The following is a 22,096-nucleotide window of genomic DNA, read 5'->3' as shown; positions in this document are numbered from 1 at the left end:
AAAGCTCGAGATTGCAGGCTTGCTCGATGATATGGGCGTCGACGTCATTGAGGCGGGTTTTCCAATCGCTTCCGAGGGTGATTTCGCCGCTGTGAGCGAGATCGCCAAGAATTCGAAAAACTCTGTGATTTGCGGATTGGCACGCGCCAATTTCAAAGACATTGATCGCTGCCATGAGGCCGTGAAACACGCCGCACAGCCGCGCATCCACACATTCATTGGCACCTCACCTTTGCACAGAGCCATTCCAAACCTGACCAAAGACGAAATGGCCGAGCGTATCCACGACACCGTGACACACGCGCGCAATCTCACCGACAACGTGCAATGGTCGCCGATGGATGCCACACGTACGGAATGGGATTATCTGTGCCGGGTTGTTGAAATCGCAATCAAGGCGGGCGCTACAACAATCAACATCCCCGATACCGTTGGTTACACCGCGCCACGCGAAAGTGCTGATTTGATTACGCGCTTGATCGCCACGGTGCCCGGCGCCGATGAGATTATCTTTGCGACCCACTGCCACAATGATTTAGGCATGGCGACCGCGAACGCTTTGGCAGCCGTTGAAGGCGGGGCGCGTCAGATCGAATGTACAATCAACGGTCTGGGCGAGCGCGCGGGCAACACGGCCCTCGAAGAAGTTGTGATGGCCATGAAAGTCCGCAACGACATCATGCCCTACACCACAGGGATCGACAGCACCAAGATCATGAACTTGTCGCGCCGCGTTTCTGCGGTATCAGGCTTTATGGTGCAGCCTAACAAAGCAATCGTTGGCAAGAACGCATTTGCGCATGAGTCTGGCATCCACCAAGACGGCATGCTGAAAAACGCTGAGACTTTTGAGATCATGCGCCCCGCAGATGTGGGCTTGGCTGAGACAAATATCGTTATGGGCAAACACTCTGGCCGTGCTGCGCTGCGCTCCAAACTTGCTGATTTGGGATTTGAGTTGGCCGATAACGAGTTGAAGGACGTATTCGTACGGTTCAAGGTGCTCGCTGATCGTAAGAAAGAAATCTACGACGAAGACTTGATTGCGTTAATGCAGACCGGCGCCTCCGCAGGAAATAACGCGCTTGAATTGGTCTCGCTCAAGGTTGTTTGCGGCACAGACGGCCCACAAGAGGCCACGATGGTCCTGAACGTTGAAGGTACCGACAAAGAAATAACAGCCACAGGTGATGGCCCAGTTGATGCAACATTCAACGCGGTCAAAGAACTGTCCCCTCATGGCGCGCGCTTGCAGCTTTACCAAGTCCAAGCGGTGACCGAAGGCACGGATGCACAGGCGACAGTCTCGGTCCGGATGGAAGAAGAAGGCCGGATCGCCACGGGCCAATCCGCAGACACGGACACCGTCGTAGCCTCCGCAAAAGCCTATATCATGGCCCTGAACCGCTTGATTGCACGACGCGGCCAAGACGAGCCGGGCTATGACACCAAGGGCGTCAGCTACAAAGACCAATCCTAAGCGGTGGCTTCCTACTTAGGTACATCATTACACGCTTGAGATTGGGCCCACAACAGGGCACACACAGAGGGGACGGCGCAGGCCTTCCCCTCTTTATCCTGCGAGGGGACGCGCATATAACTGTCAAAAAGTGAATAATAAGGCCGAGTCGCACCGCGTGCAGCGAGCCGCGACATAAGGGAAGTCGATATATGTTTGGATTAAGTGTGTTTTCGAAGGATATGGCGATCGATTTAGGCACTGCTAACACGCTGGTCTATGTCAAAGGCAAGGGTGTTATCTTGTCTGAGCCTTCTGTGGTGGCTTACCAAGTCAAAGACGGTGTTAAGAAAGTGCTGGCAGTTGGCGAAGACGCCAAGTTGATGCTGGGTCGTACACCCGGCTCGATTGAGGCCATCCGCCCCATGCGGGACGGTGTAATTGCCGATTTTGATGTGGCCGAGGAAATGATCAAGCACTTCATTCGCAAAGTGCACAAACGTTCGACCCTTTCTAAACCAAAAATTATTGTCTGCGTTCCGCATGGCGCCACGCCTGTTGAAAAACGTGCAATTCGTCAATCAGTTTTGTCTGCCGGCGCACGCCGCGCGGGTCTGATTGCCGAACCTATCGCCGCAGCTATCGGTGCAGGCATGCCCATTACGGACCCCACAGGCAACATGGTTGTCGACATCGGTGGTGGGACGACCGAGGTTGCGGTTCTGTCGCTGGGTGACATCGTTTACGCCCGTTCTGTGCGCGTTGGTGGTGACCGTATGGACGAGGCGATCATCAACTACCTGCGCCGACAGCAAAACCTGCTGATCGGTGAAGCAACCGCTGAACGCATCAAAACAACCATTGGTACCGCGCGAATGCCTGATGACGGGCGCGGACAGTCGATCCCAATTCGCGGGCGCGACTTGTTGAACGGTGTGCCCAAAGAGATCGAGATGTCTCAGGCACAAGTCGCTGAAGCGCTGGCTGAACCTGTGCAACAAATCTGCGACAGCGTCATGACCGCCCTTGAGGCAACCCCCCCCGATCTTGCCGCAGACATTGTCGACCGCGGCGTGATGCTTACTGGTGGTGGGGCCCTTTTGGGCGATTTGGATCTTGCCCTGCGTGAGCAAACAGGACTGGCTATTTCTGTCGCCGATGAAAGTCTGAACTGCGTGGCGCTCGGCACTGGTAAGGCGCTTGAATATGAGCACAAGCTACGCCACGTCATTGATTACGACAGCTAATTCTTCATCACCAAAGGGGTGACCCTTGGCACGAGACCGCACCACGGCTGACGATTATTCCCGCCTCCTCCGGCGTATGCTTGTGGGGATTTTGGTGGTGTTGTTGCTTGGGATGTACTTGCTTTGGCGCATCGATAGCCCGCGTGTTGAACGGCTACGCATCGCGATGATCGACCGTTTTGTACCGTCGATGGATTGGGCCATGGCACCGGTGACGGGGCTTACCAATATTGCGCGGGATTTTCAAAGCTACACCCGTATCTATGAGCAAAACCAAGACCTGCGCCGTGAATTGCAGCAAATGAAAGCGTGGCGTGAGGCCGCGTTGCAGCTTGAGCAAGAAAACGCGCGCCTGCTTGATCTGAACAAAGTCCGTATTGATGCAAAACTGACCCATGTGACGGGTGTTGTCACCGCGGATAGCGGCTCGCCGTTTCGCCAATCAGTGCTGCTGAACGTAGGGGCGCGCGATGGCATTATGGACGGCTGGGCCACGATGGACGGCATAGGCCTTGTTGGGCGGATCAGCGGCGTGGGCCAAAACACGTCGCGGGTGATTTTGTTGACAGACACCAACAGCCGCATTCCTGTGACAGTCCAGCCGTCAGGACAGCGTGCTATTCTGGTGGGCGATAATGAGGCTGCGCCAACTCTTGAGTTGATCGAAAACCGCGATCTGGTCCGGCCAGGTGATCGCGTTGTAACAAGCGGCGACGGCAAAGTTTTTCCCGCTGGTTTGCTGGTAGGTCAAGTTGCTCAAAGCCCCGATCGCCGTTTACGCGCGCGGCTTGCAGCCGATTACGAGCGGCTAAAGTTCCTACGCGTGTTGCGCAGTCACGACGGGGAACTGATCGAGGACCAAGGCAGCCTGTTGGCTGGCCCCAAAATGCAGCAGAGCGACGAAAAGGCTGATGCACAAACGGAGGCCACCGATGGCTGACGTTTTGCTCAATCCTAAATGGGGCTATCGGTTTTTGCTTTTGCTGCTGTGCGCAGTCATTCTGTTTTTGAACCTTTTGCCAATCAACACAACGCCACGGCCATGGGGTGCGCCTGATTTAATCGCGTGCCTGATATTTGCGTGGACCCTGCGCCGCCCAAGCTATGCACCTACGATTTTGGTCGCTTTGATCGCATTCAGCGCTGATATGATCTTGCAACGCCCACCAGGTCTTTTTGCAGCAGGTTTTCTGATCGCTAATGAGTTTTTGCGCAGTCGTGCTGCAGACCTCAGCACCGGCACATTTACCGTTGAATGGGCTTATGTTGCGCTGGCGCTAACCGCCGCTGTGCTTTTTGAGCGCATACTACTCAACATCACTTTGGTCGACACCAACCCGCTCCGCCTTACGCTGACCCAACTTGTGATCACTCTGCTTGCCTACCCCGCGGTTGCTGCGTTTTGCCACTTTGCCCTGAAACTGCGGTTTCAATCGCCCTCCGATGTGCGGATAGAGAGGGCGCCCTAATGAAAAAACCCCGCAAAGATCCGCCCGAGAATACCGGTCTCACCACGCGGCGGGCCATCATCATGGGTGGCGCGCAACTGGCTGTTATGGGCGTGTTGGGCCTAAGAATGCGCGAGTTGCAGGTCAAACAGGCGGATCAATATCGTCTTTTGGCCGAAGAAAACCGCATCAATATTCGGCTGTTGCCCCCCGCACGCGGCCAGATATTTGACCGCACGGGCTTTCCGATCGCGGTGAATGAGCCGAACTATCGTATCACAATCGTGCGCGAAGATGCAGGCGACATCGATGAAGTGCTCTACCGGCTTTCGCGGATCGTATCGCTCAGCCCCGAGAAGATTGACGAAACCAAAGCCGAGCTAAAGCGCCGCTCTCCGTTTGTGCCGGTGACAATTCTGGATCGGCTAAGCTGGGATGACGTGGCTGAGGTGTCCGCAAACGCGCCCGCTTTGCCCGGTGTTACTGCAGATTTAGGACTTTCACGGGCATACCCCCTGGGAGCCGATTTTGCCCATGTAATTGGCTATGTTGGTCCTGTGTCGGACTTTGATCTCAACCGCATTGAGGACCCTGATCCACTATTGCAGATCCCGCGTTTCCAGATTGGCAAAACGGGTGTTGAGTTAAAAGAAGAGCGTGAGCTGCGCGGTAAAGCCGGCACCAAGCGCATCGAAGTTAACGCCGTGGGCCGAGTCATCCGTGAGCTGGATCGCGAAGAAGCGCTTGCGGGGCAAGACATACAGCTGACAATCGACACAGAGCTTCAAAACTGGGTGCAAGCGCGCCTCGCCGGAGAGGCCGCATCCGCAGTCATTATGGATGTGCAGACCGGCGATTTGCTGGCACTTGGCTCTGCGCCCACGTTTGACCCCAACTTGTTTGTTCGCGGGATTTCCACCACTGACTACAATGCCCTGCTGAATGATCCCTACCGCCCGTTCAGATCGAAAGCGGTGCAAGACATTTACCCACCGGGGTCCACGTTCAAAATGATCACTGCGCTTGCCGCTTTTGAAGCGGGGCTCGTGGATGCCAATGAAACTGTACGCTGCGTCGGGCACAAAGAAGTGGCGGACACACGGTTTCATTGCTGGAAGCGCGCCGGCCATGGCAATGTGGATTTGTTCAAATCAATCACCGAAAGCTGTGACGTCTACTACTACGATCTGGCTCTTCGGGTGGGCATCGACACTATCGCCGAAATGGCGCGCAAACTTGGGGTTGGTGTCCGTCATGATATCCCGATGTCGGCAGTGGCCAGCGGGCTGGCGCCTGACAAAGCATGGAAGCGCGAAGTGCGTGATCAAGATTGGCGCATCGGCGACACGGTCAACGCCTCAATCGGGCAAGGGTATGTCCTTTCTTCACCACTGCAATTGGCAGTTATGACAGCGCGCCTTGCAACGGGCAAAAGTGTTGAGCCGAGGTTGATCAAATCCCGTGACGGCGTTGAGACAGGTATCTCAGGCGGGCAGGACCTTGGCATCACGGGCGGCACCCTCGATACAATACGCCGGTCCATGTATGCTGTCTCAAACGAGCGCCGTGGGACCGGATACCGCTCAAGAACTGTGAATACTGCGTTCAAAATGGCAGGCAAAACTGGCACTAGTCAGGTCCGCCGGATCACTGCGGCGGAACGTGCACGAGGCGTCACGCGCAACCAAGATTTGCCATGGGAACGGCGTGACCACGCCCTTTGGGTCAATTATGCGCCCTTTGATAACCCTCGGATCGCTGTCAGCGTCATCGTTGAACACGGCGGTGGTGGGTCAACTGCGGCAGCACCAATTGGCCGTGATATCACTCTGCGTGCACTTTACGGCGACACACCGCCGCTCAGCGCCTATCCCAATGCGGCCCGCGCTGACGTGCGCAACACGTTCCGTCAAATGGAGGCGCTTTTGCGCAGCCTTGATAGCGACCGCAATCAGGGGAGCAAAGCATGAGCTATCTTGAATACTCTGTCCGCCAAATCCCGACAGGTCCGCGCAAATTGCTGTATCTGAACTGGCCTTTGGTTCTGATGATCACAGCCGTCGCAAGCATCGGTTTCTTGATGCTATATTCAGTGGCTGGTGGGTCGTGGACACCTTGGGCAATGGCCCAAGTTCAGCGCTTCGTCTTGGGCATGACCTTGATGTTCGTTGTCGCCATGGTGCCCATTTGGTTTTGGCGAAATACCGCAGGATTGGCATTTGCGGGAACGCTAGTATTGCTCTTAATCGTCGAGTTTTTAGGCGATGTCGGCGGCGGCTCACAACGCTGGCTCGACCTTGGCTTTATGCGCCTGCAACCCTCGGAACTAGCTAAAATCACACTAGTGATGTTGCTTGCCGCATACTATGATTGGCTACCGCGCGAAAAAACCTCGCGGCCGTTTTGGATTGTCGTGCCCCTCTTTTTCATCATGCTACCGGTCTTTTTGGTATTGCGACAGCCGGACCTCGGAACATCACTTTTGTTGATCATGGGCGGCGGTTTGATGATGTGGTTCGCTGGCGTGCACTGGGGTTATTTTGCAGCTGTGATCAGTAGCACATTTGGTGTCGTATTTGCTGTTTTCCAATCACGCGGCACCGATTGGCAGCTTTTGAAAAACTACCAATATGACCGTATTGATACATTTCTGGACCCTTCATCAAACCCACTTGGCACCGGATACCACATCACTCAGTCCAAGATTGCGCTCGGGTCTGGCGGCTGGACTGGACGGGGTTTTATGCAAGGCACCCAATCGCGGCTTAACTTTTTGCCTGAAAAGCACACGGACTTTATTTTCACCACATTGGCCGAAGAATTCGGCTTTGTAGGCGCGTTTTCATTGCTGCTGTTCTACGGGCTGATTGTTATTTTTTGCGTAGTCTCAGCGGCCAAAACAAAAGACCGTTTTGCACAACTGGTCAGCCTTGGAATTGCCGGTACGTTCTTTTTGTTTTTCGCCGTTAACATGGCGATGGTGATGGGACTTGCACCAGTGGTCGGCGTCCCGTTACCGTTAGTCAGCTACGGAGGATCAGCCATGTTGGTGCTACTCGTCGCATTCGGAATTGTGCAATCGGCACACGTACACAGGGCACGATAAATGAAGATCATCTTTGCAGGTACCGACGACCATTGGTGCCACTATCAGACCACCCTACCTGCGGCCTTCAAACGCGCAGAAATTGATACGTCCATCACCCGTGATCTTGAAGCCTATGACGCAGACTACATCGTTTTCGCACCCAATGGGCCATTGAGTGACTTCACGCCCTACACCAAAACCAAGGCGGTCCTGAACCTTTGGGCCGGTGTCGAAACGATTGTCGGCAACGCAACTCTGACCCAACCGCTGGTGCGGATGATTGATCACGGTCTAACCCAAGGCATGGTCGAATGGGTCAGCGCTCACAGCCTGCGGTATCACGTAGGAATGGACGCTCATATTCACGGCCAAGACGGGACATGGCGCAACACAAGTTGGCCACCTTTGGCTGAGACACGCCGCGTCACAGTCCTTGGCATGGGGGCGTTGGGAACCGGCTGCGCCCAAGCTTTACGGTCAATTGGCTTTCCCGTCACTGGCTGGAGCCGTACACAAAAAACCATCGATGGTATAAATTGTCTTTCGGGTGATGCGGCGCTGGATGAAGCACTTCGTAGTGCCGATGTTCTTGTCCTGCTCCTGCCGCTCACAGATGAAACGAACAACCTGTTGGACGCGCAAAAGTTAGCACTGCTGCCGAAAGGTGCGTTCCTGCTGAACCCCGGCCGCGGGCCCTTGATCGATGACGACGCACTGCTTGCTGCACTGGACCAAAATATCGCGCATGCGACCCTTGATGTGTTCAACACAGAACCGTTGCCAACGGATCACCCTTATTGGGCCCACCGCCAAGTGACTGTCACGCCCCATATCGCCAGCGTCACACGCGCGGCCACGGCTGCTGATGCGATCGCACGCAATATCCGTCGTATCGAAAATGGCCAAACGCCTATCGGCCTCGTGGACCGAACAGCAGGCTACTAGCGAAGCCCGCTTTTCTTTTGTTCAAAAATATCCAAACGGCACGGCATTAAGCCAAAGCATCACTGATTAGCTGGGCGAGACGCCGTGCAACTTGCGTCTTATCCATCCGCGGCCAGCTATCTGAACCGTTCTCAGAAATGACGGTCACAGCGTTTTCACCGCCCCCCATGATGCCCGTCTTTGGTGACACATCATTGGCGATGATCCAGTCGCACATTTTGCGCACCCGCTTTGCCGTTGCATTGGCAATCACATCATCCGTTTCCGCCGCGAACCCCACAACAAGGGCTGGCCGCCCCTCAGTCATCTGTGAAACACCAGCGAGAATGTCTGTGTTTTCTGCAAACTCCAATACGGGAAGACCACCAGAAGTTTTCTTAATTTTCCTGTCGCTCGCGGAAGCGACCCTCCAATCCGCGACGGCTGCGGCAAAGACCGCTGCCTGCGCTGGCAACGCTGCATCCACCGCATCTGCCATTTCGCCTGCAGTGTTGACCGCAACCACACGGACACCTTCCGGTGGCGAGACATCTGCAGGCCCTGTAATAAATGTCACCTCCGCGCCAAGGGTGGCCAAGGCGCGCGCAATCGCTGTGCCCTGCGCACCACTTGAACGGTTAGCAATATAGCGGACAGGATCAATTGGCTCGTGGGTCGGACCCGAAGTTACAATGACGTGTTTTCCCGACATTGGTCCATCTGCAAACGCACTGGCCGTAGCCTCAATGATCTGCGGCACTTCTGCCATGCGTCCTGCGCCAAATTCGCCACATGCCATGCCACCTTCCTCAGGCCCTACAAACAGAATACCGTCATTTTTCAACGTCGCCAAATTGCGCTGCGTGGCTGGATGCTCCCACATTCTTACGTTCATCGCAGGGGCAAGGAGCACGGGCTTGTCCGTTGCCATCAACAAAGTTGAGGCCAAATCATTGGCCAATCCCGCCGCCACCTTGCCCATCAAATCAGCTGTCGCCGGTGCAACCACCACCAAATCCGCAGCCCGTGACAGCTCAATATGACCCATCTCGGCTTCAGCCGTGAGGTCAAACAAGTCTTGGTGCACTTTGCGCCCTGCAAGCGCTGACACGCTTAGAGGCGTCACAAATTCGCTGCCTGCGCGTGTCAAAACAGGCGTGACCTGTGTGCCTGCATCTTGGTAACGGCGGATCAACTCAAGCGATTTATAGGCGGCAATCCCACCACCGATGATCAACAGAATATGACGTCCAGACAGCATAGCCGGCCTCCCTTTGGCAATAGATGTAGCCATAGCGCCGCAAAGTGACAAACCCAAAACGGCAAAAGCGCCCAGTCACCGCGTGACTGAGCGCTCTTGCTTTAGCCTTAGAGACGGGACCCTGACATCACATCAAAAAGGCAGCAACCTCTCCGCTTTTCGCTTCAAGCGACTTGCGCATCTTACCAAATGCCGCCGCTTCAAGCTGCCGTACGCGTTCTTTTGACAGGCTCAGCTCGGTGCCGAGGCTTTCCAGCGTGCGCGGATCATCACGTAACTTGCGTTCACGCACGATGAACTGCTCGCGCTCATTCAGCGCGCTCATGGCCTCCATCAGCCACGTGCGCATGCAACTCATATCGTGCTCATATTCCACCCGCTCAGCCGCCTGGGGGCTGTCGTCTTCAAGGGCATCAATCCACTCGCGACCCTCATCTTCAGTAGATTGTGTCGCGTTCAACGAGAAATCAGAACCGGACAGGCGTCCCTGCATCATCTCTACATCGTGAAGCGGCACGCCAACTTCGGTCGCGATCATGCCGCGCAGAGTGTGCCCTTCAAGCTTTTCGCCGACCGCAGCCGCTTCACGCTCAAGACGAGCTTGTACGCGGCGCATGTTGAAAAAAAGCGACTTTTGGCTGCTCGTCGAACCTGTCCGCACCATGGACCAGTTCCGCATCACATGGTCTTGAATGGACGCTTTGATCCACCAAACAGCATAAGTTGAAAAACGCACGCCGCGATCAGGATCGAATTTATCAGCCGCCTTCATCAAACCAAGAGACGCCTCTTGGATCAGGTCATTCATCGGTGCGCCGTAGCGCTTAAATTTTGACGCCATCGAAATGGCCAACCGCATATAAGCAGTGATCAAACGGTGAAGCGACTTTTCACAGCGCTGATCGCGCCACGCATATGCCAGACACAATTCCGTCTCGGCGTCGAGTAGTTCTGCTTTCATCGCCCGGCGAGAAAAGGATTGATCCGCGTAGCCATCAAATGCCATGTCTTAACCCCTGTTTTGCAGTCTGTGCGGCGGCTTGATCCGCTGCTATTGTACTGGTTACGCGGGGCATTCAGGGTTGGATCACTAATCGTGCAGAAAAACTTGTCAAAAATAACTTTTGTCCTAGGCGGCGCAGCTTCAGGAAAATCCATATTTGCAGAAAGCCTATGTGTTAACAGTGGGTTAACGCGCATTTATCTGGCGACATCCCTGATCTGGGATGATGAAATGCGTGCAAAAATGGAAGCACATAAAATTCAGCGCGGTGGTGATTGGCAAACCATCGAAGAGCCGCGCGATATTGCAAAGGCGCTGCTGGCAGCACCTACGGGCAGTGTTGTATTGGTTGATTGCCTGACCATGTGGCTCAACAACATCATGATGGACGACGATAGTCGCGACAGTTGGCGCGTACCCTGGGGCCAAGTTGAAACGGCGCTGACTGACTGTGCTGCACATATTGTGTTCGTCAGTAATGAAGTTGGTCAAGGCATTGTCCCAGAAAATGCGCTGTCCCGCCGGTTTCGCAATGCGCAAGGGAAACTTAACCAAGCAGTCGCAGCGCGCGCAGACACAGTGGTGAACGTCATCGCAGGTTTGCCGCAAATTCTGAAAGGCGCCCTATGACCCTTTATATGGTGCGGCACGGTCCGACCCACGCAAAAACCATGGTTGGCCACGCGGATATTCCCGCTGATCTGAGCGATACCGCAGCCCTCAAGCGGTTGTCCGACTATTTGCCAGACGTTCCTGTCATTTCATCGGACCTAGTGCGCGCAAGTGCAACGGCGGACGCTATTCAAGCCAACCGCACACGTCTTCCACATGACCAAGGGCTACGCGAGATTGACTTTGGCGATTGGGATATGAAGCGCTTTGACGAGATAGAAGACCAAGATCACATCCGTCAGTATTGGGAAAACCCCGGCAGCATCGCGCCACCAAACGGTGAAAGCTGGAACGCGGTTTACCGCCGTGTCACGGCCTCAATTGACGCGCTTCGCCCGCACGGCGATTTGATTGTGGTATGCCATTTTGGGGTGATCTTAACCCAAGTTCAGCGGGCCCTTGGAATATCGGCCTACGAGGCGTTCGGGCACAGGATCGACAATCTATCTGTGACCCACATCGACGATGAAGCTGCACCCGTTATAAATTTCTGCCCCTAAGTTATCTCAGCTGAAATTCGGTCTATGGGCGGAACAATTGTCGCTGGCGTGACCACATAAACCCCGTAGACTGATGGGATGAAATATCAGCTCACCATCGGCAACCGCCTGTATTTTAGTTGGTCCATCGCGGCCGTAATGATGATCGAACACGCGGAATTGATGGAGTTGGTCGACATCACCACTGTCTACCCCGACCATGAAGCAGACGTGAGACCACGTATACCCCATCTGGCACCTGCGCGCACTTTGCCGACTTTGACTCTTCCCTGCGGAACGCAGCTTGGGGACTCGATGGCCATGGCAGAAGAGCTGGCCAGCCGTCATCCGGACCGCAATATGTGGCCCGAGGATCCCAAAACCCGCGCGATTGCGCGCTATTTGGCAAACGAGATGCACTCTAGCTTTGGGGCATTGCGAAGCAGCTGGCCCGTGAACCTACGGCATAGTTACAAAGGGTTAACCGCCCCTGAGGATGTCCAAGCCGAGCTGGACCGGCTTGAGCTGATCTGGACACACGCGCGTCAAACCACGGGCAGCCAGACCCCGTGGCTGTGTGGTGATTATAATATCGCAGATGCGATCTATGCGCCCATGGCGACCCGGCTCACCACTTATGGTTTTGAGCTTGGGCCAACATCACAGGCGTATGTCAGTGCACATTTGAGCGACCCTGCCCTGCGCCGGTTACGGGCGGCGGGTCTTGCAAAAGGTGCAGTGATTCAAGACTGTGAGAAGGACTTTGAACGGGCGCCTTGGCCTTTCGTGCCCGCACAGATCGGAATAGCGACACAAGACGGTTCGCAAACTGTGAATACGCATTGCCCCTATTCTGGCACGCCTGTTGAACACTTTATGCGGCTTGGTGGCCATACATACGGATTTTGCAATGCAATGTGCCGCGACAAAACCATGTACGATCCCGAAGCGTGGCCGGAGTTCATGGAAATTTACCAATCGTAAACCATTAACCGCACATACCTAAAACATAAGCGCGCTGCCGGTACGTGGTGCGCATTGGTTAACAAGTATAACGGTAAAGAAATGGTTGCGCGCACCTACACGGTTGCATTTGAAGGTGTCGAAGGGCAGCTCGTTGAAGTGCAATGCGCTGTGACGGCCGGCATGCCGTCATTCTCCGTTGTTGGACTGCCAGATAAAGCCGTTTCCGAAGCCAAAGAACGCGTCCGCTCCGCACTTGCCGAACTGGCCATTGCGCTGCCATCGCGCAAGATCACCATCAACTTGTCACCCGCTGACCTGCCCAAAGAGGGCTCTCATTTAGACCTGCCCATCGCCATCGCCCTACTAACCGCCATTGGAATTATTACCGACGATACAGCTGAAGCTATTGTTTCCATTGGCGAATTATCCCTCGACGGTAGCTTGATTGCTGTATCGGGGGCCTTACCCGCAGCGATGACAGCCGCTGAGCACGAACGCACATTCATCTGCCCTGCACCATACGGAGCAGAAGCGGCTTGGGTTGGAGGCGCAAAAGTCATCGCCCCATCTTCGTTAAACGAAACACTGCGGCACCTGACCGGGCAAAGCATTATTGAACCCGCCCACCCCGGCGAAGTCTCCAGCCCAGCGCACCCAAAAGACTTGGCCGAAGTCAAAGGACAGGAACACGCAAAACGCGCACTCGAAATCGCGGCAGCAGGACGCCACAATTTATTACTGGTCGGCACACCGGGGTCTGGAAAATCTATGCTGGCCGCGCGCATGCCATCCATTCTGCCGCTACTTTCGCCCACAGAAGCCCTTGAGACATCAATGATCCAGTCGCTTGCGGGTCTTTTGCGCGAGGGCGGAATTTCGCGGCAAGGACCCTTTTGTGACCCGCATCATACGGCTTCAAAACCGGCAATCGTTGGAGGCGGACGCGGCGCAAAACCTGGCCAAATCTCTTTGGCCCACAACGGCGTTTTGTTCTTGGATGAGTTACCAGAGTTTTCACGATCTGTACTGGAAACACTACGACAGCCCCTGGAAACAGGCGAGGTGATGGTCGCACGCGCAAACGCCCATGTGCGCTATCCCTGCAAATTCATATTGCTCGCTGCTGCAAACCCCTGTCGATGTGGCTATCTTTCAGATGCCGCGCGCGCATGCGCCAAAGCGCCAAGATGCGGGGACGATTATTTGGGCAAACTATCGGCCCCCCTGTTGGACAGATTTGACTTACGCGTTGATTTACCACCTGTCCGGTTGCAAGATCTTGATACGCCGTCCGCCGGTGAAAGCTCGGCTGTCGTTGCAGCACGTGTAAAAGTCGCGCGCGACATTCAAACTGCTCGCTTTGCGGGATCCGAATTTCGCGTAAATGCTGATGTAGACGGCGCCACATTGGAGGAAATATCTACACCTTGTCCCGACGGACGCGCGTTGTTGTTGCGCGCCGCAGATCGGTTTGGGCTTAGCGCCCGTAGGTACCACCGCGTCCTGCGCGTGGCGCGAACAATTGCGGATCTTGACGGCTGTGAAAAGATTGGCCAACATCACATCGCCGAGGCACTTGGCTTTCGGATGGCAGGCTTCGCGCCGTAAAGCGGAAGGCTAGTCAGGCACGCTTGGCTTCAACTGCTTGCCAAATTTTCTCTGCAACGTTGGTTCCGTCAAACAGTTCCAATTCCTGAATGCCCGTCGGAGACGTCACGTTGATTTCGGTCAAATAGTCACCAATCACATCGATACCGACAAAAACCTGTCCCTTTTCGCGCAAAAGCGGCCCAATACGCTCACAAATCTCAATATCCCGCGCCGTCAGCGCTACTTTTTCAGGTCGGCCGCCTACGTGCATGTTGCTGCGGGTTTCGCCTTTAGCAGGTACGCGGTTAATCGCACCTACGGGCTCACCGTCCACAAGGATCACGCGTTTATCGCCATTGGAAACGTCAGGTAAAAATTTCTGCACGATGAGCGGCTCGCGATTAATGCCGCTAAAAAGCTCGTGCAAAGAAGTAATGTTGTTGTCTGCTTCGGTCAGCTTGAACACACCGGCGCCACCATTCCCGTAAAGAGGCTTGAGGATAACGGTACCATGTTTCGCTTTGAACGACTTAATCGTCTCCAAATCACGAGCGACAGTGGTTGGAGGCGTGAGGTCGGGGAAATCCAAAACCAACAGCTTTTCGGGATAGTTTCTCACCCAAAAAGGATCGTTAACCACAAGCGTCTCCGGATGAATGCGGTCTAGCAGGTGGGTCGTTGTGATATACCCCATGTCAAAAGGCGGATCTTGGCGCAGCCAAACCACATCCATATCTGCAAGATCAACTTCGGTTTTTTCGCCTAAGCTGAAGTGGTTTCCCTTTTCGCGTTTTACGGTGAGTGGCCAGCCGGTGGCAGTGATCCGGCCCTCTTGGTACGCAAGCATATCGGGCGTGTAATAAAATAGTTTGTGCCCGCGCAATTGCGCCTCTTCGGCGATGCGAAACGTGCTGTCAGCATCAATGTCGATTGGGCCAATTGGGTCCATCTGAAAAGCAATTTTCAAGCTCATGGGGCGTTCCTTTACTCACTGCGCCATACATGGGGCACAGATGCTGGTAAGGCAATGGGCACAAGGACGGAGCCGATCAATACCCGCCAAAAGCATTTTCGATCACATCGATTGCGCCGTATTGATCCACCAATGCCACGGCAAGGCGCATTGGGGTCAACAGACCCGTCGGCTCAGAGCCCACATATTCCAGCGCGGCTCTACAAATACGGTCCATTTGACGGCGCGAGAGGCGCTGCGCTGCTTGTGCGTGTGTTTTGCTTTTCTTAACTTCGACAAAAACCAACTCATCCGCGTCGCGCACAACCAAATCGATTTCACCTGCACGGCCACGATATCTTTGCTGCAATATCGTTTTGCCAGCGCGCCGATAATGTCGTGCGGCGGTCTCTTCTGCGGCAAGACCTGCGTGGTAAGATGTTTGGCCCCTGCGCTGCTTGGCAGTAACAGCCGTAGGACGTTCAATAACCAGTTCTGACATTTAAAAATCCTTACTCTCTAACACCGCTATAACAGAAACTCGCTTCACTCAGTTCGCAGCCTTATGCAAAACTAACGCTTGTTGGTAAATCTCACGCTTAGGTCTGCCATACATATCCGCAACGATTGCTGCGGCGTCTTTTACCGAATGTTCGGCCAAAGCATCCCTCAAAGCCGCCTCAACATCTTCATCTGTTGCCGAGCCGGCGGGCGCTTTGTCTAGCATAACCACCATTTCACCCTTGAACGTACGCCCTTCTGCCAGCTCTTGTACCTCAGATACAGTCCCGCGCAAAACCTCTTCGAACCTTTTGGTTAACTCTCTTGCAACAGCTACCTGGCGTTCTGGTTCTACGATATCGCTCAAATCATCTAACATTGCCTTAATGCGTTTGGGGCTTTCGAAAACGATCATTGTCCCATCACTTTTCGCAATGCCCGACAGGAACGCGCGCCGCGCCCCCTTCGCATTCGGTACAAAACCAGCAAATGTGAAACGATCATTCGGCAAACCTGCAACCGTAAGCGCCGCAAGCACCGCAGACGGTCCAGGCGCAGAGGTAACCAAAACATCCGCCTCAATCGCACCACGCATCAATCCATAACCCGGATCAGCCACCAAAGGCGTTCCCGCATCAGACGCATAGGCCACAGATTTGCCCGCCTCAATCGCAGCAATCAATTTCGGGCGTACCTTTTCCCCGTTATGATCATGATAAGACACAAGCTGGCGATCCCCGAGCGCGATCCCGTGAATATCCATCAATTTACGTGTGTTTCGCGTGTCTTCCGCTGCAATCACATCAGCAGAGGCCAGTATATCAAGCGCCCGCAAAGTAATATCACGCGCCGTACCAATTGGAGTAGCCACAAAATAAAGGCCCGCCGCCAAACGCTCAACACGGTGAACTTGGGAATGATTCATGCCTAGACCCGCCTAGTGATATATCTATGATACGCAGCAAGGGTCCGAAGGTTGGCCCACCACGAGGGAGTTTTGGTTTACCATGGTTACGCGTACACGCAATCGTATCACTTTCAACCCGCGCCGCGCAGCACTGCGCTTTGTGGGGGCAGCCGCGCTGCTTGCCCTTGCCGCTTGCAACGCAACTTCTGTGGGCGGCCTGTCAGGGCAAAGCGTGAACCCAAACAAAACGGTCCAGATCGCGCTATTGGTGCCAAACGGGTCAGGTCGCGAAAGCGATGCACTTTTGGCACGCAACCTTGAAAACGCCGCGCGTCTTGCCATCGCAGATCAGACCAATGCCAAGATTGACCTACGCATTTACGATACGGCAGGTACCCCGCAGCAGGCCTCAAACGCCGCGATCGCTGCCGTAAATGATGGTGCCAAAATTATCCTTGGGCCACTCTATGCAGAGGCTGCAAACGCGGCGGCAGTGGCCATCGCTGGCACAAACACAAATGTCTTGGCCTTCTCTAACAACGCATCAATCGCCGGTGGTAACCTATTTATTTTGGGGCCAACATTTGAGAATACAGCGAACCGTCTGGTAAATTATGGCCGTCAAATTGGCAAAACCAATATCTTGATCGCCCACGCAGACGAACTCGCTGGGCAAGTTGGCCGAGACGCCATCATCAGTGCGTCAAATCGCAATGGCGCCACGATTACGGGCGTTGAAAGCTATCCGTTCAGCCAAGACGGCATCAACAACGCCGCCCGCCGCATCAGCGCGACAGTCAAGGAAACCGGCGCCGATACGTTGTTTGTGACGGCGGGTCCTGAGTCCGACTTGCCGTTCTTGATGACAGCCCTGCCCGAGCGTGGCCTTGGGATGGATATTCAGCTGATGGGACTGACACGTTGGAGTTCACAGCCGCAATCCCTTGCCCTGCCAGGCCTGCAGGGTGGTGTGTTCACACTGCCCGACCAGGCGCTTGAGCGCAACTTTGCCGCCCGCTATCAAGCGGAATATTCCGAACGCCCGCACCCCATCGCAGGTCTGTCCTATGACGGCATTGCTGCAATCGGCGCACTTTTGACCCAAGGGCGCTCTGACGCGCTGACTTCACCAAGTCTTACCCGCCAATCGGGATTTGTCGGCACCCAGGGCATCTTCCGCCTTCTGCCCGACGGCACAAACGAGCGCGGCCTTGCTGTCGCGAAAATTGAAAACAATCAGGTGGCAATCCTTGACCCAGCTCCCAAAAACTTCAGCGGCGCTGGTTTCTGACGCCGACGATTTTGAACACGAAGGTCCGGAGCCCCTTGTGGCACCGGCCTTTGTCGTTTTCGATCAAGCAGCAGCCCAAGACGATCTGACCCGCATCCTTGACGACTGTGCGGATGCAAAAGCCATTCGTGCCGCAACAGTAGACTATCTCAAAGACGCAAATGCCAAGGGCCGCGCAGTTATCAAAGAGGCCTTTCTGGCGGAACCAACCCACGCGCGCCCCGCAACATCGGCCTATGCATTTTTGACGGACGGACTTGTACGCACAGTGCATTGGGTTGCCGAGACGTATCTGCACCGCAATACCAATCCCACCAAAGGTGAGCGCCTTGCCGTTATTGCCCTGGGTGGCTATGGCCGCGCAGAAATGGCACCACATTCAGATGTGGATTTGCTGTTTCTAACCCCCACAAAAATCACGGCTTGGGCCGAGAGCACGATTGAATCCATGCTCTACATGCTATGGGATTTGCGTCTGAAAGTTGGCCAAGCCAGCCGGACCATTGCGGACTGCATCAGACTTGGCCGCGAAGATTTCACCATCCGTACCTCGCTTGTTGAGCAACGCTATATCTGCGGTGATCAGACGTTGGGCGATGAATTACGCGACCAACTTTGGACTGACCTGTTTCAGTCCACGGCGTCCGAGTTCATTGAAGCCAAACTTGAGGAACGCGCCGAGCGGCACCGCAAGCAAGGCGGACAGCGCTACATGGTTGAGCCAAATGTAAAAGAGGGCAAAGGCGGTCTGCGCGATCTACAATCGCTCTTTTGGATGAACAAATACCTGCACGGCGTTGATGACCCCGGCAACCTTGTTGAGCTTGGCGTTTTCACCGATGACGAGTTCGAGACTTTCCTTCGTGCAGAAGACTTTTTATGGGCAACGCGGTGCCATCTGCATTTGGTAGCTTCACGCCCCGTGGATCAGCTGACGTTTGATATGCAAGTCGAGGTGGCTGATGCCATGGGCTACACCGACCATTCGGGGCGTCGCGGCGTTGAACATTTCATGCAGGCCTACTTCCGTCACGCCACTTCTGTTGGTGAGCTAACCCGCATATTCTTAACGGCTCTTGAGAACGACCACCTCAAATCTGAACCCATGTTGATGCGTATCTTTAAACGCAAACCACGGGTGCGCGCGCCTTTTGCAATTGATCAAAACCGCATCACGGTGCCTGACCCAGAGGTATTCGTTGAGACGCCCGTGAATATGCTGCGTATCTTTGAAGAAGCACTGCGCACGGGCACTTTGATCCATCCCAACGCGATGCGGATTTTGGCAGCCAACATTCCACTGGTCGATAATAACTTGCGCAGTACCCCTGAGGCCAAGCGCATCTTTCTTGACTTGCTTCTCAAACACGACAATCCCGAACGCTCGCTGCGGCGCATGAACGAGCTTGGGGTGCTTTCCGCGTTCATTCCAGAGTTTGAGCCGATCGTCGCGATGATGCAATTCAATATGTATCACAGCTACACGGTTGATGAGCACACCATCCAAACGATCAGCCATCTACACCGCATTGAAAAAGGTGAGCTGGTTGAAGACCTACCCGTGGCGTCTGACATCATTCAAAGCGGCATCAACCGTAAGGTACTTTACGTAGCACTATTGCTGCACGACATCGGCAAAGGACGCCCCGAGGACCACTCAATCCTTGGTGCACAAATCGCGCGAAAAGTCTGCCCACGTTTGGGGCTGAGCAAATCAGAATGTGAAACCGTCGAGTGGCTGGTGCGCTACCACTTGCTGATGTCAGACACGGCACAAAAACGCGATATTGCTGATCCGCGTACAGTGCGCGACTTTGCCAAAACGGTGAAATCTGTTGGGCGGCTGGATTTGTTGTTGCTTGTCACTGTGTGTGACATTCGGGGCGTGGGCCCAGACACATGGAACAACTGGAAAGCCTCGCTGTTGCGCGCGCTTTACCGCCAGACCCGCCGCGCCCTTGAGGGCGGCATGGAGGCGCTGAACCGTGAAACCCGCGGTGCAGAGGCGAAAAAGGCGTTGCGCGCGGCACTTCCAGATTGGGGCACAAAGGATCTTCGGGTTGAGACAAACCGGCACTACCCTCCGTATTGGCAAGGCTTGCATGTGACAGCTCACGTTGATGTGGCGCATCTGTTGCGCGGCATTGGTGACACGGATATTCGCGTCAAACTGACCATGGATGAGGACCGCGACGCCACCCGCGCGGTTTGTGTCATGGCCGATCACCCAGGCATTTTCAGCCGCATTTCAGGCGCATTGGCCTTGGTGGGCGCAAACATTGTGGACGCGCGGACGTTCACCACCAAAGACGGCTACGCGACAGCCGCTTTTTGGGTGCAAGACGCCGATGAGGCCCCCTTTGAGGCCAGCCGCCTGCCCCGCCTTGAACAGATGATAGGCAAAACCCTGCGTGGCGAGGTCATCACCCGCGACGCGCTCGCGCCAAAAGACAAAATCAAGAAACGCGAAAAAGCATTCCGCGTGCCGACAACAATCACTTTCGACAACGATGGCTCGGACATTTATACAATTATCGAGGTCGACACCCGTGACCGTCCGGGCCTACTTCATGATCTGACCCGCGCGCTGGCAGCCGCCAACATCAACATCGGCAGCGCGATCATCGCCACCTACGGCGAACAGGTCGTGGATGCCTTCTACGTCAAAGATATGTTCGGCCTTAAGTTCTACTCTGAGAGCAAACAAAAAAGTCTTGAACGGAATTTGCGCGACGCCATTGAGAGCGGCGTGGAGCGTGCAGCCGAGGCATGAAACGCATCCGTCTCATCTCAGGCATGCTCACCGTGGGGGGGTGGACGTTGCTCAGCCGCATTTTGGGGTTTGTGCGCGACATCACCATCGCAGCTTTTCTGGGTGCGGGCCCTGTGGCCGAAGCATTCTTAATAGCATTTTCACTGCCTAACATGTTCCGCCGTTTCTTTGCCGAAGGGGCGTTTAACATGGCATTCGTGCCCATGTTTTCCAAAAAACTCGAAGCGAATGACGGCGCCCTGCCTTTCGCCCGTGATGCGTTCACGGGGCTGGCCGCGGTATTGACCGGACTGACCGTGGTGGCCCTGTTTGCAATGCCCGCGCTTGTTTACGCCATGGCCGCGGGGTTTGCAGGCGACGCCCGCTTTGATCTTGCGGTAAGCTTTGGGCGTATTGCTTTTGCCTACATCATCTTCATTTCGTTGGCCGCCCTTTTGTCAGGGGTGCTTAACGCAACAGGCCGTTTTGTAGCGGCAGCCGCAGCACCTGCGTTGCTGAACGTTGTTTTCATCGCAGCGCTGATGTTGGCCTATCAGATGGGCTGGGACATGGGGCTTACATTGGGGTGGGCCGTGCCCATTGCGGGCATCGCACAATTCGCTTTGGTCTGGAGCGCCGCTGCACGAGCTGGCTTTAAGATAACACCCGCAAGACCGCGCATGACGCCTGAACTAAAGCGGCTAATGCTGGTCATGGGGCCCGCGATGCTTGCTGGCGGTGTAGTGCAGATCAACCTTTTGATCGGGCGGCAGATTGCCAGCCAATTTGACGGCGCAATCGCGTGGCTAAATTACGCAGACCGCCTTTATCAGCTGCCCCTCGGCGTTGTTGCCATTGCCATCGGTGTAGTGCTTTTGCCGGACCTCAGCCGCAAACTTGAGGCCAATGATACCATTGGTGGCCGTGATGCGTTCAACCGCGCAACAGAACTAAGCCTTGCGCTGACAGTTCCCGCATCAGTCGCACTTATCGTCATTCCACTGCCGCTGATCAGTGTGCTCTTTCAACGCGGCGCCTTTGCTTTCACTGATGCCCAAGCAACCGCGTGGGCTGTGGCAATCTACGGACTTGGGCTTCCTGCGTTTGTGCTTCAAAAAACGCTGCAGCCGCTTTTCTTTGCCCGCCACGACACAAAGCGACCGTTCTATTTTGCGCTGGTTTCACTGGTCATCAATGCCGTGGTGGCGGTGGGGCTTTCGCCGCTTATCGGGTTTACAGCCGCCGCGTGGGGCACGTCTCTGGCGGGATGGGGCATGGCGGCACTGCTATGGATTAAGACCAAACCCATGGGCGATGCGGCCCATTTTGACGCCCGCTTCAAAACACGCCTGCCGCGGATCATGGCGGCCTCAGGCATCATGGGAGCCAGCCTATGGGGCGTTGCAAGCATGCTAACACCGCTCCTTTATAACAGCCCGTGGCGCGGACTTGGGCTGCTTGCGCTTTGTGCCACAGGAATGGTCGTGTACGGCGTTGCAGGGCAGATTTTAGGCGCCTTCAAAATGCAGGATTTCCGACAGGCGCTGCGCAGATAA

19 protein-coding genes are annotated in these 22,096 nt (G+C 55.1%); 14 read left to right on the top strand and 5 right to left on the bottom strand.

Annotated elements, in window-relative coordinates; translation table 11 throughout:
- The 7 genes from ACTF5M_RS06290 to ACTF5M_RS06260 form a co-directional block, all read left to right on the top strand.
- On the top strand, positions 1-1,480 hold a 1,480-nt coding region (locus ACTF5M_RS06290), incomplete at its 5' end, for a 2-isopropylmalate synthase (RefSeq protein ID WP_438960203.1).
- Between the two features lie 191 nt (positions 1,481-1,671).
- On the top strand, positions 1,672-2,706 hold the full coding sequence (locus ACTF5M_RS06285; protein ID WP_438960202.1) for a rod shape-determining protein: 1,035 nt from the start codon (positions 1,672-1,674) through the stop codon (positions 2,704-2,706).
- Between the two features lie 25 nt (positions 2,707-2,731).
- Positions 2,732-3,646, top strand: a complete 915-nt coding sequence (gene mreC / locus ACTF5M_RS06280) for a rod shape-determining protein MreC (protein WP_438960201.1) — start codon at positions 2,732-2,734, stop codon at positions 3,644-3,646.
- On the top strand, positions 3,639-4,175 hold the full coding sequence (locus ACTF5M_RS06275) for a rod shape-determining protein MreD (RefSeq protein WP_438960200.1): 537 nt from the start codon (positions 3,639-3,641) through the stop codon (positions 4,173-4,175). Before mreC ends, ACTF5M_RS06275 begins: the two co-directional genes overlap by 8 nt.
- Complete coding sequence (mrdA, locus tag ACTF5M_RS06270; protein ID WP_438960199.1) at positions 4,175-6,124, top strand: penicillin-binding protein 2; 1,950 nt, start codon at positions 4,175-4,177, stop codon at positions 6,122-6,124. Before ACTF5M_RS06275 ends, mrdA begins: the two co-directional genes overlap by 1 nt.
- A complete protein-coding gene (rodA, locus tag ACTF5M_RS06265; RefSeq protein WP_438960198.1) occupies positions 6,121-7,260 on the top strand; it encodes a rod shape-determining protein RodA in 1,140 nt (379 codons plus the stop codon). The genes mrdA and rodA overlap by 4 nt, the downstream gene beginning before the upstream one ends.
- The gene (locus ACTF5M_RS06260; RefSeq protein WP_438960197.1) at positions 7,261-8,187 is read left to right on the top strand and encodes an NAD(P)-dependent oxidoreductase; all 927 of its coding nucleotides are present in this window, start codon (positions 7,261-7,263) and stop codon (positions 8,185-8,187) included.
- Positions 8,188-8,233: 46 nt separating this feature from the next.
- Here ACTF5M_RS06260 and coaBC read toward each other — a convergent pair whose 3' ends face one another.
- Positions 8,234-9,427, bottom strand: coding sequence for a bifunctional phosphopantothenoylcysteine decarboxylase/phosphopantothenate--cysteine ligase CoaBC (coaBC, locus tag ACTF5M_RS06255; RefSeq protein WP_438960196.1), 1,194 nt, complete (start codon positions 9,425-9,427; stop codon positions 8,234-8,236).
- A 127-nt stretch (positions 9,428-9,554) separates the two neighbouring features.
- On the bottom strand, positions 9,555-10,433 hold the full coding sequence (locus ACTF5M_RS06250; RefSeq protein ID WP_438960195.1) for an RNA polymerase factor sigma-32: 879 nt from the start codon (positions 10,431-10,433) through the stop codon (positions 9,555-9,557).
- A gap of 24 nt (positions 10,434-10,457) precedes the next feature.
- Here ACTF5M_RS06250 and cobU point away from each other — a divergent pair, with 24 nt between their 5' ends.
- The 4 genes from cobU to ACTF5M_RS06230 all read left to right on the top strand — a co-directional run bounded on the left by cobU (position 10,458) and on the right by ACTF5M_RS06230 (position 14,155).
- Complete coding sequence (gene cobU / locus ACTF5M_RS06245; protein ID WP_438960205.1) at positions 10,458-11,060, top strand: bifunctional adenosylcobinamide kinase/adenosylcobinamide-phosphate guanylyltransferase; 603 nt, start codon at positions 10,458-10,460, stop codon at positions 11,058-11,060.
- Complete coding sequence (locus ACTF5M_RS06240) at positions 11,057-11,602, top strand: histidine phosphatase family protein (RefSeq protein ID WP_438960194.1); 546 nt, start codon at positions 11,057-11,059, stop codon at positions 11,600-11,602. Before cobU ends, ACTF5M_RS06240 begins: the two co-directional genes overlap by 4 nt.
- 78 nt (positions 11,603-11,680) lie before the next feature.
- Positions 11,681-12,565 (top strand): glutathione S-transferase, encoded by an 885-nt coding sequence (locus tag ACTF5M_RS06235; protein ID WP_438960193.1) that lies wholly within the window; start codon positions 11,681-11,683, stop codon positions 12,563-12,565.
- An 81-nt stretch (positions 12,566-12,646) separates the two neighbouring features.
- Positions 12,647-14,155, top strand: coding sequence for a YifB family Mg chelatase-like AAA ATPase (locus ACTF5M_RS06230; RefSeq protein ID WP_438960192.1), 1,509 nt, complete (start codon positions 12,647-12,649; stop codon positions 14,153-14,155).
- Between the two features lie 13 nt (positions 14,156-14,168).
- On the opposite strand, the gene gshB is transcribed toward ACTF5M_RS06230, so the two are convergent.
- The 3 genes from gshB to rsmI form a co-directional block, all read right to left on the bottom strand.
- Complete coding sequence (gene gshB, locus ACTF5M_RS06225; RefSeq protein ID WP_438960191.1) at positions 14,169-15,110, bottom strand: glutathione synthase; 942 nt, start codon at positions 15,108-15,110, stop codon at positions 14,169-14,171.
- Positions 15,111-15,186: 76 nt separating this feature from the next.
- Positions 15,187-15,591, bottom strand: a complete 405-nt coding sequence (locus ACTF5M_RS06220; protein ID WP_438960190.1) for a YraN family protein — start codon at positions 15,589-15,591, stop codon at positions 15,187-15,189.
- Positions 15,592-15,639: 48 nt separating this feature from the next.
- Entirely contained in the window at positions 15,640-16,515 is an 876-nt protein-coding gene (gene rsmI / locus ACTF5M_RS06215; protein ID WP_438960189.1) for a 16S rRNA (cytidine(1402)-2'-O)-methyltransferase, read from the bottom strand.
- 82 nt (positions 16,516-16,597) lie between these two features.
- Here rsmI and ACTF5M_RS06210 point away from each other — a divergent pair, with 82 nt between their 5' ends.
- The 3 genes from ACTF5M_RS06210 to murJ are packed head-to-tail and all read left to right on the top strand — an operon-like array spanning position 16,598 to position 22,096.
- Complete coding sequence (locus ACTF5M_RS06210; protein ID WP_438960188.1) at positions 16,598-17,788, top strand: penicillin-binding protein activator; 1,191 nt, start codon at positions 16,598-16,600, stop codon at positions 17,786-17,788.
- Complete coding sequence (locus tag ACTF5M_RS06205) at positions 17,748-20,561, top strand: [protein-PII] uridylyltransferase (protein WP_438960187.1); 2,814 nt, start codon at positions 17,748-17,750, stop codon at positions 20,559-20,561. Before ACTF5M_RS06210 ends, ACTF5M_RS06205 begins: the two co-directional genes overlap by 41 nt.
- A complete protein-coding gene (gene murJ / locus ACTF5M_RS06200) occupies positions 20,558-22,096 on the top strand; it encodes a murein biosynthesis integral membrane protein MurJ (RefSeq protein WP_438960186.1) in 1,539 nt (512 codons plus the stop codon). Before ACTF5M_RS06205 ends, murJ begins: the two co-directional genes overlap by 4 nt.

It is taken from the genome of Nereida sp. (genome assembly GCF_965655635.1).
Taxonomy (GTDB): Bacteria; Pseudomonadota; Alphaproteobacteria; order Rhodobacterales; family Rhodobacteraceae; genus Nereida.
This window is presented reverse-complemented; position numbering and strand designations above follow the sequence as displayed.